Raw genomic sequence first — 16,591 nt, 5'->3', positions numbered from 1 at the left:
CCAGCTGCTGGGCAGGCCGAGCATTCGCGTGGGATTGTACACGTTTGTCAGGAGTTCGTGGTGCAATCCGACGCGGTCTGGGGTCCGCCGCTACGGTTGGGTCAGCGATCGTTCGACCGCGTCGAGGGCTCGGCTGCGGTCAGGGCCTCTACGTAGTCGTTCAGGTGGTAGCTCGTGGGCTCGCGGGATCGCTCGACGTCCCGCCCCGCGAGCAGCTGCAAGATCAGCTCGAGGGTCTCGAACCGGCCCGTGAGGCTGTAGAACTGGTCTTCGGGGACCTCGGGGACCTCGGCGAGGCGCTCTGTGACCCACGCGTGGTCGTCGAGCTCGTCGGGCTGCTCGGCTCGTTTGCGCAGGTGGTAGGCCCCGTCGAGCGCCGCGCCCTGGGGGATGCGGGGATCGCCGGGATCGGGGGAGCCGGCGAAGATCGCCTCATAGGCCAGGTCGACCGGGGAGACGTGGAGGAACTGGGGCTCGAGCAGCAGCCGCAGGCGGCGTGGATCGGTGCCGTCGCCGATCCACACGCCACCGACTTCGCGCCGGACCAGCTCCCCAAACCACGCGCCCGCGCCCGCGGCCACCAGCGAGATGATCGGCTCGCGCTGCTCCTCGCGGAGCAGGGTCAGGTAATGATCGACATAGGCCAGCGCCGTCGTGCCGATGTCGTCGCGCAGCTCGACATCGAGCGCGCGCTCGAGCTGCTCGCGGAACACCGCGACGAGCTGGTCGACCAGGGCTTGGCTCGGACTCGGGCCCGGGGTAGGGCGCGCCGGCGCGCTGGGTTCGGTCGTTTCGCGTGGCTTGTCCTCGGCTTCGCTCATGTACGTCGGGCAGCTTTACACTGAGAAGACGGCGGGGCTATGGTGCGGGCGTGACCAAGCCTATGGGCGCGAGCTGGGCCATCGAGGTCACTTATGCGTGTCGTTGCGGCGTTCACTATCGGGCGCAGCGGTGGCGATGGATCGATCGCGACGCCATGCGCGACGAGGCCGACCGGGCCCGCCAAGACGGTCCGCTGCGCGGTCGCTGTCCAGCCTGCGGCGCCGCGGCGGTCGGGCGGGTCGACTGGCTCGAGCTCGAGCCCTCGGTCGAGCAGGCGGTCCTGGTCCTCGGTGCCCACCAGCGCCACGAGCTCGTCGAGGTGCTCCGTGCCCACTTCGACGCGGTCTCGCAGCGGGTCGCGGGCGGCGAGCAGGGGGTCGCGCAGGCCTGGATCCTGCGTCCGCTGTGGCGCTTTGAAGAAGATGAGACCGTCACCGCGGGTCGCGAGTACGAGGCCGAGCTCGCGGCCGCGAGCGCCGGGGTCCCCACGCTGGTCGGCGCCAACCCGTGGCCAGCGCAGGTGCCCGAGACCGAGGCGCCCAACACCTACTTGGCGATGTTGGCGATGGATCGGGCGATCGACCGTGGCCAGAACCAGGCCGGCGCCGAGCAGCAAGACGACGAGATCGTCACGATCTCGCTCGACCTCGACGACGCTGGCCACTCGCTGTGGGGCCAGGCCGCCCTGCAGATCCGGCCGATCCACCTGCGCGATCACGGCTACCCGCTGACCGGCGTGCGCCTGGTCGCGTCGTACCTGGGCCGGATCGCGCTGATCGACGGGATCGTCGACGTCGGCAGCGAGGAGGCCGCCCACGTGTTCGCGTCGCTGTCCCGGCGGCTGCGGGTCCAGCTGATCTTGCGCGGCAGCCAGGGCAGCATCGGCAGCTCGGCGATCAGGCGCGAGGTCTCGGCCCGCGATCTCGAGCGTAACGCCGCGCTGTGCCTCGAGTCGGGCCGGGCCGCGCTCGCCCGCAGCGAGTACCCGCGCGAGGCCTTCGTTCGCGCGCTCGAGCACCTGCGCGAGACCCCGATCGCCGAGCGGCTGCGCGGCGCCCAGCAGACCCTGGTCGCGGGCGCGTACCGGCACTTGATCTCCCCGCGCGAGACCTGGGTCGCCCTCGACCACCTCGAGGTCGCGTCGAACAAGCGCAACCTCGCGCACCTGCTCGAGGTCGACGGGCTCTCGGTCGACGAGTACGAGGCCATTCGCCGCCGGGTCCTGCTCGCCTCGGTCGAGCACGGGCTGTGCGCCCCGCGGCGATTCTGGCGGCGGATCATCGCGTCGGGCCTCGCCGACGACTTCGACGACTACGCGACCAAGCTCGCGCGGGCCCGGGCCGAGGCCGACCAAGACGGCGATGACCTCGACAGCGAGCAGCGCGCCGCCGGCTGGGCCCGGATCGGCGAGCTGTGCGATCTCAAGCAGCTCGAGTACCCGGTCGAGTACAGCCGCAAGATCGGGATCGAGCCCGACCGCCCGCGCCGGCACGCGGGGGCCGGGGCCGGGGCCACGAGTCGGCGCCGCTCGGATCCCAACCGCAGCCGCAGCGCCGCCGGAGAGATCAACGCCCGTGACACCCACGTCGGCGGGGCGGCCAGCATCCGCGATCAGCTGCGCGATCCGGAGCTGCGCCTGCGCGTCGCCACGGCCTCGCTCGGCAACGGCGGCTCGCCCGAGGCGATCGACGCCGTGTTCGACGCGCTCGAGGAGTTCGACGAGGAGGAGCTACTGGCGATCATCCCCAGCGTCGCCGAGCTCGGGACCCAGGCGGTCTCGGCCCTGCAGACCAAGCTCGAGTCGTCGCGCCAGCAGGTTCGCCAGGCCGCCGCGATCTTGCTCGGGATCGCGCGGGACCAGTCGAGCATGGTCCCGCTGCTGCGCTGTCTCGCCCGCGAAGAGACCCGCGTCTGGTTCGATGTGGCCCGCGCAATTGGGGGGCTGGGGACCTCGGCGCTCGATCGATTGTGCGCGTTGAGCCGCCAGAGCGCCCGCGGCGAACAATTCCCGATCCAGCACCGCGAGCTGGTCGCGCGCATTGGCCGGGCCATGGCCGAGGTCGTGATCGCCGAGGGCGGCCCGGAGAGCATCGCGCGCGACATGGTCGACGCCCTGTCCCAGTCCAGCGAGACAGACATCTCTGTCGCTGCGGGTCGTGCTCTTGCTACACTCCACGACGTGAGCGTCGCTGGCGCTCAGATCCGGGGCGAGCGTTCGCTCCCGGACACCACGCAGCTCCGAGGTTTCGCGCGTCGAGCCTACGAAGCAATCCTGGTCCCGGAGCTCGACATCCTCGACGAAGAACTCGAGGCAGAAATTCTCTAAGCGCATGCGTTACGGCATCTTCAGCGACACCCACGCCAACCTGCCCGCCCTCGAAGCGGTGATGCGGGGCTTTGACGCCGCCAACGTCGACGCGCTCATCTGCCTCGGGGACACCGTCGGCTACGGCTCGCAACCCAACGAGTGCTGCAAGATCGTGCGCGACAACGCGAAGTTCACGATCCTCGGCAACCATGACGCCGCGGTCGCCGGGCGCATGGACTACAGCTACTACTACGACGCCGCCCGCGAGGCGCTGGACTATCACAGCCGGGTCCTCACCGAAGAGAACATGACCTGGCTGCGCGGGCTGCCCTACATCGAGAAGGACGACGAGACCCACTTTTGTCATGGGTCGCCCGTCGAGCTCGAGGAGTTCGAGTACATCTTCAGCGTCGAGCAGGCTGCGACCTGCATCCCGATCTGGGAGCGCCTCGGCCAGGCCACGTTCATCGGCCACTCGCACCTGTGCAAGGCGTTCGCGGTCAGCAAGGAGCGCGTGTTCGAGGTCGTGACCCGCGAGTTCGAGGTCCGCACCGAGTACCGCTACGTGATCAGCGTCGGCAGCGTCGGCCAGCCGCGCGATCATGATCCTCGCGCCAGCTTCACGATCTACGACAGCGCGAACCATCGCTTCGAGTTCAAGCGGGTCGAGTACGACATCGCCGAGGCCGCGCGGCGGATCTATGACATCGGTCAGCTCAGCGACAGCTTCGGCGCGCGGCTGTTCGCGGGCGTGTGAGCGGGCTGCAGCTCGCTGAGTTCGCGCTGCTCGTCCAGCGCGAGCGCGAGCGCCAGCCGCAGTGGTTGCGAGGCTGAGACCCGCTCGGGCGCGAACCGGCTGCAGCGCCCCAGCGCGATGTCGATCGACAGCTCGACCCCCCCGGGGAGCGGTCGAGTTTGCGTGGCGAGCTCGACCCCCGCCAACGCGTCGGTCCGCTGCCAGCGGCGCACGCCCCCGTCTCGGATCGCCACGATCGCCTCGTCTCCGCTGCTGAGCAGCGACGCGACCACGTTGGTCGCGAGCAGCGGCGCCCGACCATCGAGGACCGCGAGCCCGAGCGCACCCGAGTCGGCGTCGATGTGGGTGAGCAGGCGCCAGCGCGCGGGCGCGGGACCGCTGAGCCCCTCCGTCCCGTCAATTCGGATCGCGGCGCTGGCCAGCTGCTCGGCCGCCCATCGGTAGATCGCCCACTCGACGGTCCACCGGGATCGCTGGCGCAGGCGCGTGGTCCGACGTCGAAGCGCATCGAGCCGGCCCGCCCAGCTGGGGAGCCTCCCAGGGTTCTCAGCCGGTTTGACACGATCATTCATGGGCAGACTAGAAGCCGTCACGCAGTCGACGCGTAACCCTGCGGAGGGTCGCGTGATCTTTGGGCCATCTGAGATGGCGCGGAGTTCGGGAGCTCGGGCGCAGCGTGTGGCTCGAGCGAGGCCAGCCAGCATCATGGAGGGAAGCGGCCAGGCTTCCCGACCACTGTACATGCTAGTGAGCTGACTCGCCACGGCAAAAATTGGCGGCCAGACGATCAACTAAACCCGCATTCTTGCCCGTATGGGGCGCAATCGAGCAAGTCGGCGAATTCCAGGGCCGCCGACGGGGCTCGCCACTCACGGATGCGCGCCACGCTGAGCGGCGTCGCTTCTATGCTGCGAGCAAGAGATGCCTCGGTTCGAGCGCGATGATCGGTTCTGGGAGATCGAGCGAGACGGTCGGCGGCTTCGTGTTCGCGCTGGCCGGATCGGCGAGCCCGGCGAGCAGCTGGTTCACAGCGCTCACTTCGAGGCCGAGGCGATGCGCGAGTTCGACGACCGAATCGAGGCCAAGCTCGAGGAGGGCTATCGGCCGGTCGAGCAGCCGCGCGAGGAGATCGGCAGGCTCGATCCCACGATGGCCGCCGCGGTGCTCGAGGCCCTCGATCCCCGGCGCCTCGCCGCGCCCGACGGACCCGAGGCGCTGCGCGGGGCGTGGGCGGTGCTCGGCGACTGGCTGTCCGCTCGCGGTGACGTCCGCGGTGAGCTGATCGCGATCGACGAGACCCTGGCCTACGTGGATGGCCCCGGGCGCGCGCGCTTGCTGGGCCGTCGCGACAAGCTGCTGGCCCAGTGGATCCCTCGCTGGCTGGGCGAGTACGGCAAGCTCGACGGCCCCGATCGACCGATCAGCTTCGCGTGGGATCACGGCTTCATCGCCGCCGCGCGGGTCGGCACCGAGCCGGGTGGGCTCGACCTCTCGCGCTGGCGGCTCGGCCTGCGCGACCTGGTTCCCGTGCTCGACACCTTGCTCTCGCACCCGCTCGCGCTGCCGATCCAGCAGCTGCGGATCGGCGAGCTGGATCCGCGCTCGCGTCGCGACCTCGCCCGGGCGCTGCCGCTGTTGCAGCTGGCCCGGCGCCCGGCGCTGATCCGGCTCGAGCTCGGCGGGGTCTCGCGGGGCCGCTGGGCTCGCGACGAGACCGGCAACCTGCGTCAGCGGGTCGCGCTGGCGAGGATCGGCTCGCTCGCGCCGCTGGCTCTGGCGAGCGACTGGGCCCCGCGCCTGGCCGCGCTGCGGATCGTCGGGACCGAGCTGCGCGTGTTCCCACCCTTGCCGCAGCTGCGGGTGCTCGAGCTGCAGGTGCCGACCCTCGACGAAGAGCTGCGGCGCTGGCTGGTCACGGGCCCGTGGCCGCAGCTCGAGCGCCTGTGGCTTCGCTGCACCCACCTCAACGATCCATGGTCGAACCCGGCCGGGCCCGCGACCGAGGGCGACGACCTGGGGCTCGGACAGGTCCTGGTCGCGCTGCTGCAGGCGCCGGTCCGCGAGCTCGGGCTGCAGGGCCCCAGCGCGCTCGATCGGGTGCTCAGCTACGCGATCGAGCGGCCGCTCGAGCTCGCGGAGCTGCGCCTGTTCAACCTGGCCGAGAACGCCGTCGACGCGCTGCTCGAGGCTCACGAGTTCTTCGGCGGCGTCGAGCGGCTCGTCCTCGAAGACTGCGACGTGGTGCGTCGGTGGCCCGAGCTGCAGCGTCGGTTCGGCGCTCGCCTGCACCGCTGTGACGAGACCTTTGGGGTCGTCGGCGAGCGCGAGGGCAGCGACCTGCGCGAGTCGCTGTTCGACGCCCCCGGCTGGCGCGGCTAGCCCCCGGCTGGCGCGGCTAGCCCCCGGCTGGCGCGGCTAATGCTGCTCAGGGTCCCTTCAGGATGTCGTCATCCCACAGGATCCGGCGCACGATCAGCTCGGACGCTTGATCGCGCGGCACCGGGCGCGAGAACAGGTAGCCCTGGGCCTCGCCGCAGTCGAGCAGGGTCAGCTCGCGCGCTTGCTGGGGGGTCTCGACGCCCTCGGCGACCACGCCCATGCCGAGGTTGTGGGCGAGCCCGACGATGCTCGGCACGATCGCGGCCTTGCGATCGTCGTGGCCGACCATGTCGACGAACGACTTGTCGATCTTGAGCCCGTCGATCGCGAACCGGTGCAGGTAGCTCAGCGAGCTGTAGCCGGTGCCGAAGTCGTCGATGTAGAGCTTGATCCCGCGGTCGCGCAGCCGCCCGAGGATCCGGGTCGCGGTGGTTGGATCGTCGATCAGCGTGGACTCGGTCAGCTCGAGCTTGACGGCCTCGGGTGGCAGCCCCACCTCGTCGAGGACCTGCTCGATGTCGGTGACCAGGGTCGGTGAGCCGAGCTGGTGACCGGACAGGTTGATGCTGATCGAGACGTCGTTGGCGTCGGGCGAGCGGCGGTGCCACGCGGCCATCTGCGAGCAGGCCTCGCGCAGCACGAACTGCCCGATCGGCACGATCAGCCCGGTCTCCTCGGCCAGCGCGATGAACTCGATCGGACCGATCACGCCGCGCTTGGGGTGGTTCCAGCGGACCAGCGCCTCGAACCCCGTCAGCCGACACGAGCCCAGCGCGACGATCGGCTGGTAGTAGACCTCGAACTGCTGGCGGACGATCGCCTCGCGCAGCTGCATCTGCGTGCGCAGGGTGTTGAGCGCCTCTTGCCGCATCGCGGTGTCGAAGGTCGAGCTGCGCGACTTGCCGCGCCGCTTGGCCCGGCTGGTCGCGACGCCAGCGTCGCGGATGACCTCGGCCGGACGCTCGTAGTTGCGCGCGCTGTTGGTGATGCCGATCGAGGCGGTCGTGAAGATGGTCTGCTCGTCGAGATCGAAGGGCTGACGCAGGTTGTCGTGGATCGCGGCGGCGAGCCGATCGGCCTCGCTGAACTCGTCGTTGCCCTCGATCAGGATCGCGAACTCGTCGCCGCCGTAGCGACACACGAGGGTGCCCTCGGCCACGCAGTCGCGCAGGCGCTGGGCGAGCTGGGCCAAGATCCGATCGGCCGAGTCGAGCCCGATGCTGTCGTTGAGCACCTTGAAGCGATCGAGGTTGAGGAACAGCACCGAGAACCGAAACTCGGGGTCGCGCCGGTTCTGCTCGATCGCGTGCTCGAGCCGCTCGACCAAGACCCGGCGGCTGGGCAGCCCGGTCAGCTCGTCGTGGAGCGCGTGCGGGGCCGCGAGCGCCTCGGCTCGCTTGCGCCGGTTGATGTCGGTCAGCGAGCCCGCCAGCGCGCTCGCGCGGCCCCAGCGGTCGCGGCGTACGAGCCCGCGGCTGAGCACCCAGCGGTAGCCGCCGTCGCGCTGGCGGACCCGGTGCTCGAACTGGTGAATGACGGAGCGGCCGTCGATGTGCGCGCTGAGATCCGCGCGCAGGCCGGGGAGGTCGTCCTGGTGCACGCGCGACAGCCAGACGTCGCGGCTGTCGCCGATGTCCTCGTCGTCGATCCCGAACAGCTGCTTCCACCGCGGCGAGTAGTGGATCGTGTCGGTGTTGAGATCCCACTCCCACAGCCCGTCGTTGGCGGCGCGCATCAGCAGCGCGTGCCGAGCCTTGGCCTCGCGCAGCGACGCGCCGAGCTGGGCCTGCTCGAGCGCGTGGCGGATCGTTCGCTCGAGCGTGCGCGGGGTCAGGTCCTGCTGCTCGAGCAGCTCGTAGCCCCCGGCGGCGCGCACGCGCTCGAGCGAGGTCTCGAGCTCATGACAGATCGCGATGACCGGTCGTCGGCCCGCCACGTCGGCGCTGCTGACGTGGGGATCGAGCGTGCTGACGTCGACCAGGTAGACGTCGAACTCGTCGTCGATCCGATCGAAGTCGACCTCCGTCGGGTGCACGACGCTGGTCTCGAACCGCCAGCTCGGCGCCTCGCGCAGGGCCGCGATCAACTGAGCGGCGAGCTCGGTCTCGGCCGCGATCAACACGCGCGCGCTCGGGGGTGCGTCGTCGCTCCAGGTCATGGGCACCTCGCTCGTTCGACGCACGCTCGCCACGCACGGCGAGCGGCGGTGCGAGGGACGGAACGACTGTCGAATTGCGCGCGCGAAGCCAAACTCTGCCCTATTTCACTGGCACGCGGGTATCGTCGTCAAGCCCCGCGATCGCGCCGCTTCGTCGTGGCGTTGCGACTCGCGGATCCGGGACCGGCTGATCCGACGTGCATCGACCGCACGGCGACCCGCCGATCTGCGTGGATTGTGGGCAGCTGCGAACACAGCCAACGCCAGCGGCGAGATCCGGATCGCCAGCCGACCCGCCGCGACGCCGTCGACCGGCCGCCGCGAGAGTTTTTGGGTGAACCTCGGATCAGTGATCGGCAGGGGATCACCGATCGTCCGCAGGGGTGCGCGGCTCCGATCAGCGGTGCGTAGCGGGCGCCAGGTCACGGATGCGGGCGCAGCTGCAGGTCCGTGGCGATCGCCGCTGCGGCGGTCTCGGGGCTGATCAGGTGGCGGATCCGAAGCCGGCGAACTTGCCGACGAAGGTGCTCGCGCCACTCGTCGTCGATCGTGCCCGCGGAGAACCGGCGCGAGTACGCGACCGGGGCCGGGGCCAAGCTCGCGAGGTACAGCGCCTCCATGAGCTCGAGCCGACCGGGCTCCTTGCCAAAGTGATAGCGCGAGGCCTCGGCGACCCCATGGATCTCGGGGCCGAGCTCGATCACGTTGAGGTAGATCTCCAGGATCCGCTTCTTGTCGAGGCCGCGCTCGAGCTCGGCGGCGAGCATCGCCTCGGCCAGCTTGCGCGCGACCGAGCGGTCGATGCCGAGCCACAGGCTGCGGGCCGCCTGCTGGGTGATCGTGCTGGCCCCGCGGCGCACCCGACCCTCGAGCAGGTTGAACCAAAACGCGCGCTCGATCTGCTCGCGGTCAAACCCGTCGTGCCGCCAGAACCGGGCGTCCTCGAGGATCACGAACGCGAGCGCCAGCTCGGGCACCTGCTCGATCCGCACGTAGTTGTCGTCGCCCGCGGCCAGGACCCGACGCTGCTCGCGGCCGGCCGCGCTGACGAAGCGATGGTGGTAGGGGCCGCGCAGGCCGTCGATGTCGGCGCCCGGGCCGAGCCGCTCGATCGTGCAGCGCTCGATATAAGGTAGGTCGAAGCGCAGCTCGCCGGGGGCCTCGAAGTGCTCGAGCTCGAGCGACTCGGCGTCGGGGCCGAGGTAGCGCGCGCGGGCCCGCTCGAGCGCCGCGAAGTCGAGGCGCAGGGCGACGTGGGCGTCGAGGGTGCCCGACAGCTCGGTCCCCGCCAGCACGGAAGACATCCCGGGGGTCGCGTCGAACACCGCCTGGCACGGCGAGCTGGGCAGCTCGAGCTCGACGCTGAGGCCGACCGAGTCGAGCTGACCCGAGACCTCGACCTGAACGCCGCGGTGACCCAAGACCAGCGCGCCGCCGGTCCGCGGTCCCGTCGGTGTGTGCTCGCGGGTCAGCTCGCCGTCGATCGTCAGCTGCGTGAGGACGACCGGCGCGGCCGCGAGCAGCCCGCTGTCGAAGCGCAGCTGCGAGAGCTCGACATCGTCGAAGCGCGCGCGCGTGAGCCCGTCGCCGCGCCCGAGCTCAATGGTCCCGCTCAGCCGGGTCTCGTCGAGCACCAGGCGACCGTCCTGCTCGCCGATCGTGTCGCCGAGCCTCCGACCCGCGAGCTGGGCGAGCGGGCCGAGCACGGCCAGCGGCAATTGCTCGGCGTCGAGCGTCAGGCGATCCGTGGCGAGCTTCTCACTCGCGCGATCCAGGTTGATCGTCGCGCGCCCGCCCTCGGGTTCGCGCAGCTCGAGCGCGAACCCGCCCGGTGAGATCCGGCCGAGCAGCGTGAGCGCGGGTGGAGGAGGGAGCTCGCCGACGGTCGCGAGCGAGACGCTGCCCGAGATGTCGAGCGCGCGGGGGGCGGTGTCGGTGGCCGAGAACTCGAGCGCGGCCCGGGCCCACGCCGAACGACCGCCAGTTTTGGCTTCCGCTGTGGCGTGCTCGGGGCCGAGCGCGAGCTCGACGTCACCCCGGATCAGCCCGTCGCCGGGCAGGCGCAGGTGGGGGTCGGTCGCCGTCGCCGACACGCCGTGGCCAAGCTCGACGCGCACGCTGCCGTGGGTGACGACCTCGATCGGCACGCCGCGCACGCGCTGCAGCAGCGTTGCGATCGGATCGTCGTCATCGGTCTTGGTGGCGCGGGCCGGTGCGCGCGTCGCTGGGATCGGGTCGGCCGCGGCCGGGGTCGGGGCTCGCCCGACCACGCCCTCGAGCCCGTCGACCTCGATCGTCAGGCCCTCGAAGCCGGGACGCACGCGTACACGGGTGGCGCTGACCCGGCCGCGATGGCCCGGCAGCGCGCGCGACAGCCCACGCAGCTCGAGCCCGCGAAGGTCGAGATCGACCGCGAAGCCCTGGTCGACGCCAAGCCGCTCGCGGAGGCGAGACTGGACCTGCGCCTCGGCGAGCGCGGGCCCAGCCGTCGCGACCGTCGCCAGCCCAATCCCCAGACACCAGGGCAGCGCGCGAGCCAGACCGGTCGCGCGTGGACGCTGGGTGGTGGGGCGTGGCGGCGACATGACAAACCAGAATTAGTTGTGCGCGGGTGCGACCAGCGTCAGCGGACGCGCGACGTGATCGGGCGCCGCCAGCAGCTGCGCGCACAGCCGCGGATACGAGAGCCCGGCCGCGCGCGCGACCCTCGCGACGACGCTCGCCCGATGCAGCGGCGGCAGCGGCTCGACCTCGAGCACGACCTCGTTGTCGCGCTCCGAGAGCAGCAGATCGACGCGGGTCGGACCGGCGCTCAGCTTCAAGGTTGAACAAGCCCGCAGCGCCAGGCTCTCGAGCCCCGCGCGACGGCGTGGGTCGAGCGGCGCCGGGCAGATCATCGCGCGGGTCCGCGGGCCTGCCTCGTCGAGCTCACGCTCGAGCTCGGCGACGCCGAGGACCTTGCCGTCGAGCACGACCACGGACAGCTCGCGCCCGGCGATCTCGCGCTCGAGCAGCAGCTCGTCGCCGACCCGGGCCGCGTCGGCGGCCGCGGCCACCAGCGAGGCGTTCGCGAGCCTGCGCACGCCGATCCCGTCGGCGCCGCGTCGCGGCTTGATCACGCCTGGCCAGCCGAGCCGCTGCAGGTCGGTCGTCGTGGCCGCGAGGTTGGGCCCGATCACGACGGTGTGCGGGACCGGGACGTTGCAGTGGCTCAGCACCTGGCGAGTCGACAGCTTGTCGTAGGCCTGGCTGATCGCCGCCTCGCTGGGGCCGAGCACGGTGAGCCCGCAGGCCCGCGCCGCCGCGTGGATCCGACCGCTGCCGCCCAGATCTCCGTGGGCCGCGATCATGACCTTGTCGACGTGGGCGAGCCGACGCAGCACGTCGGTCACCGGGCGCAGCTCGAAGTCGGCCTCGTCCGAGTAGGCCGGGATCACGACGATCTCGCAGGCCATCCCCAGCGCCCGCGCGGCCTCCCGCAGGTCGCGGGCAGTGTGTGCCTCGGCGTCTTCGACCCCCGGACCGGTCGCCATGGTGTTGGCGGCGACAGCGCTACCCGCGGCTCGAGTGGAGTTGGCCCCGCACGCCCCTCGCATCGAGGAGCCCGCAGGAACAATGATGCCCAGCGTGAGCGTGCCCATGGATCGGCGGCTAGCAGGACTTGCCAAGCATCCACAAATTTTCGGATAGTTCGGCAGGCGCGCCAGGCGAGCCCGCACCCTCCGAGGTTGCTCTCGCCGCTCGCGTCCCACCCGGAACCGAGTTCGTCCTGACTCGCTGCCTCTACCTTCATCTACGTCGACCGCGTCTCACGAGGTCGTCAGCGCCGGGGCGGGTCCGACCGAGCCGACAGACCGCACCGGATCGTCCACGAGGCGACCTCCCGTGCCCGAGCGTGCGCTCACCTCACCTTCGCGACGAGCGGAGACCCAATGACCTTCCTCGAAGCCGCGATAGAGATCCTTCGGTCCACGGAGGAGCCCCTGCACTTCAACGACATCGCCCGCCTGGCCGTCGAGCGCAAACTGCTCTCACACGTCGGTCGCGACCCCAACGCCGCCATGCGCACGTGCCTCAACTCGGCCGTGCGCAGCAAGGCCCACAATGGGCTCGTGATGCGGAGCAAGCCGGGGCACTACCGGCTGCGGCCAGGCGTCGAGGTCCCGGACTCACCGCCGGCCCCCAGCCACGCCGAGCCGCTGCCGGACGCCGAAGTCCAAAAAGCCAGTAATTCCAAGCCGAAAGCTAGCGATAGCTCGACGCGGGATCAGAAAAAAACCGAGCCGCCAGCCGCGGCCGCGCGCGGGCGAAAGAAGCTGACCCGCGAGCGCGCGAAGCCCGCTGATCCCGCGCGTGAGACCCAGGCTGAGCTGGAGCTGGCACCGCCCGAGGCCCCCGTCGCGGCCGAAGCCAAGCCGGTGAGCGCGGCCGGGGTCCCGATGCCCGAGCTCGATCCCAGCAAGGTCCGATTTCGCGGCCCCGAGGGCTCGGGGCTCGAGGACGACACCGACGTCACCCTCGTGATGGCCAACGCCATGTCGCGGCTGGTCGACGAGCGCCCAGATCTGCGTGAGGAACTCGAAGCAATGCAAAAGGGTCCGTCCCCAGCCCCCGAGGTGATCGAGGTTGGCCGCAAGACGCGGCGCGATCGCGATCGTGAGCGCGACCGTGATGGCGAGGCGGACACCCGCGAGTCACGCGGGCGCGACCGCGACCGCGACCGTGACCGCGACAGCGACGGGAGCCGCGATCGCGACGACGACCGAGGCGGTCGCAAGCGCCGTCGCCGTCGCCGTCGGGGCCGCCGCGTCGAGTGGTCCGACGCCAACGCCCAGCGGTCCGACGGGGCGCGCAGCGGCGAGGAGCTGCTCGACACCGTCGCCCGGGTGTTGTCGGAGGCTGGCGCGCGATCTCTGCATGTCCGCCAGATCGCGGAGAACCTGGCCAACCAGGACGTCCTCGGCGGCGAGATCTCGGAGATCGAGCGGGCCGTCACCGCGGCGATCTTGCTCGACGTCCACAACCGCGGGGACGCCTCGCGCTTCGCGGTTCGGGGCGACGCTCGCTACCAGCTCCGCGGCAGCCGGCTCCCCGAAAAAGCGGCTGCGGCCGAGCACGCGATGCGGACGGCGATCCGTGAGCTCGAGAAAGAGACAAGCTCTCAGCTTCTCTTGTGGTTACAGTCACTTGGGGCGCGTTCCTTGGAGTCCTTCGTGAGGATTTGGTTGGCCCACGAAGGGTTCGGCATCCTCGCCACGCTCCCGCCGGCCCGGGGCCTGAGCAAGCTCGTCGTCGAGGATCCCGATCCCGACGACGACGACGGGCGCACGCTCGTGTTGATCGTCCCGCGCAAGACCGCCCTCGAGCCGAAGCTGTGGGAGGGCGAGGCCGAGCGCAACAGCTGCGGGAACACCCTGGTGTTCGCGATGTGCGACTCGATGGCCGAGCAGGCCGGCGCCGACACCCGCGTGGTGTTCGCCCGCGAGTTCGTGCGCTGGCTGCTGCGCAGCGGCATCGGCGTGCGGAGCCTGAACATTCAGGTCCCTGTCCTCGACGCCGATCTGATCGAGTCGATCGGGGGCCTCGATACCTGACGCGCCGCACTTGCTCGGTCGCTGGCTCGGGCAGCAGCCGTTCGCCGCGTGCCTCGAGCAGCAGCTGCGCACCCGCGAGGCGATCCTCGAGGGGACCGGTGCAGAGACTTTGTTCATGGTCGAGCACCCGCCGACCCTGACGCTCGGGCGCCGCGGACGGCGCGAGGATGTCCTGTGGAGCGACGAGCAATTGGCCGCCGAGCAGGTCGCGGTCTGCGAGACGCCGCGCGGCGGAGAGGTCACCCTGCACGCGCCCGGACAGCTGGTCGCCTACCCAGTGATTCGGATCGGCCGCGCGATCCGCGAGCACATCGAGCGGATGGCCGAGGTCACGATCGATCTGTTCGGCCAGCTCGGCGTGGACGGGGTCGAGTTTCGCGCCGACCACCCTGGCGTGTGGCGAGGCGACACCAAGATGGCCTCGATCGGGCTGCACATCAGTCGCGGTGTGTGCGTTCAGGGCATGTCGATCAACCTGGACGTCGCGCCCAAATTGTTCGGCTCGCTGGTGTCGTGCGGGATCCCCGAGATCCGCATGACCAGCGTGGCGGCGCTGCGGCCCGAGCCGCTGCCCCCGATCGCGGAGCTCGCCCATCGCTGGGCCCAGGGCTTCGCCGCGCGCGCGGGCTACGTGCTGGACTGGGCCCTCGACTCGGGCGCATGAGAGCGCCGCGGCGGCCCGGGTTCTGCTATGTTGCCGCTGCATTGTGGCTTCATCCCGGCCTTTGATTCTCGCGTTGCTGGCGAGTGCAGTTGGCGCGGTCCTCGCCGTTGGGGCCGTGGGTGGATGCAGCGAACCCGATCCCGAGTCTTTCCAGGTTCAGGTGATCTCGATCGACGCCCATGGGGGCCCGGCGCTGCCCGAGGATCGGGTCCAGGCGATCGTCCGTCGGGCGCTGGCTCGCGCGCCCAGCTTCACCAGCGCCGAGCGTGACCTGCGAAGCCGCTCGAAGCGCGGGTTGTTGGCGGCGACCTTCGAGTATCGGGAGCTCCCGGATGCCAGCGACCACGGCCGCGATCTGCTGGTGCGGCTGTCGGTCGAGGCCCCCGAGCAGCTCGCCGCGCAGCTCGGGCCCGAGGGTCTCGACGTGACCGTGCTGCTCGAGCGCGACGCGGGCCAGGCCGATCTTTCGAGCGATCTGCACCTCGCGACCGAGCGCCTCGCCGCGATCCTACAGGCTCGCACCGACCTCGCTCGCGGCGCGGACCGAGCGGTGACGCGGCTGCTCGAGTCCAGCGACCCCGACGCGCTGATCCTGACGCTCGAGTGGGTGCGCGACCACCCGGACCACGCCGAGGCGCGCGAGGCAGCGAATCGCGCGGTCGAGCTGATCGAGCATGACGACGAGCGGGTCGCCCTCCTCGCGATCGAGGCGCTCGGTCAGATCGGCGGGCCCGAGCATGTCGTGGTGCTCCTCGATCGGATCCAGCTCGCCGACACGCGCCAGGCCAACTCCGCGTACGACGCGCTGGCGAACCTGGGCGGGCCGGAGGCCGAGGGCTTCCTGCAGTTCGCAGCCCGCAACGAAGACGAGCCGCGCCGACGCGCGGCCGCAGAGCGGGCGCTTCATCGCGTCGCCGACTCCGATATGATCCAGGCGAGCAGCCGAGCGCCGCGGCCCGCTGGCGGGAAGCGGTCCCAGCCGCCCGCCGACCCCGGGCTCGCCCCCGCCGGCGAGTCCAGCCGCACCGACGCCCAGCGGTCTCGTCCTTCACCCACTTGGCCACCCAGCCGGGGCCACCGATGACCTTCAGCATTCTCCTCGCTCCACTGTTTGTGGTGACGCCACCCGCGCCCGAGCCTGCGCCCGAGCCCGAGCCGATCCCGGTCATTGCACCCGCTGAGCCCGCTGCACCCGCACCGGAGCCCGCTGCACCCGCACCGGAGCCTGACACGCCTGGCCAAGCCGCCGCGCCCAGCACCCCGCCAAACCCGCATGCGCGCCCGAGTGAAGGGGTCTACGCGGTTGGCAGCAGCGGCGTCGCGCCGCTGCCCCCGGCGCCGCCCCCCGTGTCGCCAACGACGATTCGCCGCGACAGCTGGCGGGGCGTGGGCTGGTTGGCGGTCCGCCTCCACGTGACCGGTCCGATTATGGGCGACACCCCCGGCCGACCCACCGTGATCTCGCTCGGGGGTGGCGCTGAAGGTGGGTGGCGGATCCGCCAGTGGGTCGGGATGGGCACCGGGTTCTCGCGGCAGCCACACGAGACCTATCGCGATCGAGTGTTCGACGGGTCGCAGGTCGTCAACCGCAGCGGCTACATGAGCGCGTGGGACGTGGCCTTCGTGCGCCTGTACGCGCCAGTCCGGGGGCGCGTCGATCCCTATATAGATGTAGGTGGTGGGCTCGCGTTCTTCGAGCCTGCTCGCGACCGCGCCACATTAGTTGGCGGCACCGTCCGGGCCAGCGCCGGGTTTGACGCGTGGGTCGCCCGCAACGTGACGCTGGGCGTGTTCGGGATCTACCGTGCCAACTTCATGGACGAGACGATTGGCCATGTCTGGCAAGCCGGCCTCGACCTCGGGCTGCACTGGTAGACCGTCACTGGATCCTACCAAGTCCTGGAAGGAT

12 protein-coding genes are annotated in these 16,591 nt (G+C 70.9%); 7 read left to right on the top strand and 5 right to left on the bottom strand.

From position 1 onward, the window contains the following. Positions 1-101: 101 nt before the first annotated feature. Positions 102-821 carry a hypothetical protein gene (locus tag ENSA7_RS04955; RefSeq protein WP_106088035.1) on the bottom strand — a complete coding sequence of 240 codons (720 nt, stop codon included), beginning with the start codon at positions 819-821 and terminating at the stop codon, positions 102-104. 50 nt (positions 822-871) lie between these two features. Here ENSA7_RS04955 and ENSA7_RS04950 point away from each other — a divergent pair, with 50 nt between their 5' ends. Together ENSA7_RS04950 and ENSA7_RS04945 are read left to right on the top strand one after the other, a co-directional pair. Then, positions 872-3,148, top strand: a complete 2,277-nt coding sequence (locus ENSA7_RS04950) for a hypothetical protein (RefSeq protein ID WP_146157347.1) — start codon at positions 872-874, stop codon at positions 3,146-3,148. Positions 3,149-3,152: 4 nt separating this feature from the next. Continuing rightward, positions 3,153-3,887, top strand: coding sequence for a metallophosphoesterase family protein (locus ENSA7_RS04945; RefSeq protein ID WP_106088033.1), 735 nt, complete (start codon positions 3,153-3,155; stop codon positions 3,885-3,887). Here the strand turns inward: ENSA7_RS04945 and ENSA7_RS04940 are convergent. Then, entirely contained in the window at positions 3,842-4,459 is a 618-nt protein-coding gene (locus ENSA7_RS04940; protein ID WP_106088032.1) for a hypothetical protein, read from the bottom strand. The genes ENSA7_RS04945 and ENSA7_RS04940 overlap by 46 nt on opposite strands. Before the next feature lie 349 nt (positions 4,460-4,808). Between ENSA7_RS04940 and ENSA7_RS04935 the strand changes: the two genes are divergently transcribed. Further along, entirely contained in the window at positions 4,809-6,266 is a 1,458-nt protein-coding gene (locus ENSA7_RS04935; RefSeq protein ID WP_106088031.1) for a WGR domain-containing protein, read from the top strand. 46 nt (positions 6,267-6,312) lie between these two features. Here the strand turns inward: ENSA7_RS04935 and ENSA7_RS04930 are convergent, their stop codons facing one another. From ENSA7_RS04930 to ENSA7_RS04920, 3 genes are all read right to left on the bottom strand, one after another. Beyond that, positions 6,313-8,424: a putative bifunctional diguanylate cyclase/phosphodiesterase gene (locus tag ENSA7_RS04930; protein WP_146157346.1), complete on the bottom strand. Its 2,112-nt coding sequence runs from the start codon at positions 8,422-8,424 to the stop codon at positions 6,313-6,315. 422 nt (positions 8,425-8,846) lie between these two features. After that, a complete protein-coding gene (locus ENSA7_RS04925) occupies positions 8,847-11,009 on the bottom strand; it encodes a biosynthetic peptidoglycan transglycosylase (protein WP_106088029.1) in 2,163 nt (720 codons plus the stop codon). A gap of 12 nt (positions 11,010-11,021) precedes the next feature. After that, the gene (locus ENSA7_RS04920; RefSeq protein WP_146157345.1) at positions 11,022-12,065 is read right to left on the bottom strand and encodes an ATP-grasp domain-containing protein; all 1,044 of its coding nucleotides are present in this window, start codon (positions 12,063-12,065) and stop codon (positions 11,022-11,024) included. A 291-nt stretch (positions 12,066-12,356) separates the two neighbouring features. On the opposite strand from ENSA7_RS04920, the gene ENSA7_RS04915 reads away from it, so the two are divergent. From ENSA7_RS04915 to ENSA7_RS43200, 4 genes are all read left to right on the top strand, one after another. Beyond that, positions 12,357-14,018, top strand: a complete 1,662-nt coding sequence (locus ENSA7_RS04915) for a winged helix-turn-helix domain-containing protein (protein WP_106088027.1) — start codon at positions 12,357-12,359, stop codon at positions 14,016-14,018. Positions 14,019-14,028: 10 nt separating this feature from the next. Continuing rightward, entirely contained in the window at positions 14,029-14,682 is a 654-nt protein-coding gene (gene lipB / locus ENSA7_RS04910) for a lipoyl(octanoyl) transferase LipB (protein ID WP_106088026.1), read from the top strand. Positions 14,683-14,755: 73 nt separating this feature from the next. Further along, positions 14,756-15,766: a HEAT repeat domain-containing protein gene (locus ENSA7_RS04905; RefSeq protein ID WP_146157344.1), complete on the top strand. Its 1,011-nt coding sequence runs from the start codon at positions 14,756-14,758 to the stop codon at positions 15,764-15,766. Between the two features lie 32 nt (positions 15,767-15,798). Beyond that, on the top strand, positions 15,799-16,557 hold the full coding sequence (locus ENSA7_RS43200) for a hypothetical protein (RefSeq protein WP_181233171.1): 759 nt from the start codon (positions 15,799-15,801) through the stop codon (positions 16,555-16,557). Positions 16,558-16,591 lie beyond the last annotated feature (34 nt).

It is taken from the genome of Enhygromyxa salina (genome assembly GCF_002994635.1).
Taxonomy (GTDB): domain Bacteria; phylum Myxococcota_A; class Polyangia; order Nannocystales; family Nannocystaceae; genus Plesiocystis; species Plesiocystis salina_B.
The sequence above is the reverse complement of the archived record's forward strand: the minus strand, read 5'-3'. Positions and strand labels throughout refer to the sequence as shown.

Bases quoted from the DNA above. Each gene is read 5' to 3' on its own strand.
- ENSA7_RS04955 (WP_106088035.1), bottom strand. From the start codon at position 821: ATGAGCGAAGCCGAGGACAAGCCACGCGAAACGACCGAACCCAGCGCG.
- ENSA7_RS04945 (WP_106088033.1), top strand. From the start codon at position 3,153: ATGCGTTACGGCATCTTCAGCGACACCCACGCCAACCTGCCCGCCCTC.
- ENSA7_RS04940 (WP_106088032.1), bottom strand. From the start codon at position 4,459: ATGAATGATCGTGTCAAACCGGCTGAGAACCCTGGGAGGCTCCCCAGC.
- ENSA7_RS04935 (WP_106088031.1), top strand. From the start codon at position 4,809: ATGCCTCGGTTCGAGCGCGATGATCGGTTCTGGGAGATCGAGCGAGAC.
- ENSA7_RS04930 (WP_146157346.1), bottom strand. From the start codon at position 8,424: ATGACCTGGAGCGACGACGCACCCCCGAGCGCGCGCGTGTTGATCGCG.
- ENSA7_RS04925 (WP_106088029.1), bottom strand. From the start codon at position 11,009: ATGTCGCCGCCACGCCCCACCACCCAGCGTCCACGCGCGACCGGTCTG.
- ENSA7_RS04920 (WP_146157345.1), bottom strand. From the start codon at position 12,065: ATGGGCACGCTCACGCTGGGCATCATTGTTCCTGCGGGCTCCTCGATG.
- ENSA7_RS04915 (WP_106088027.1), top strand. From the start codon at position 12,357: ATGACCTTCCTCGAAGCCGCGATAGAGATCCTTCGGTCCACGGAGGAG.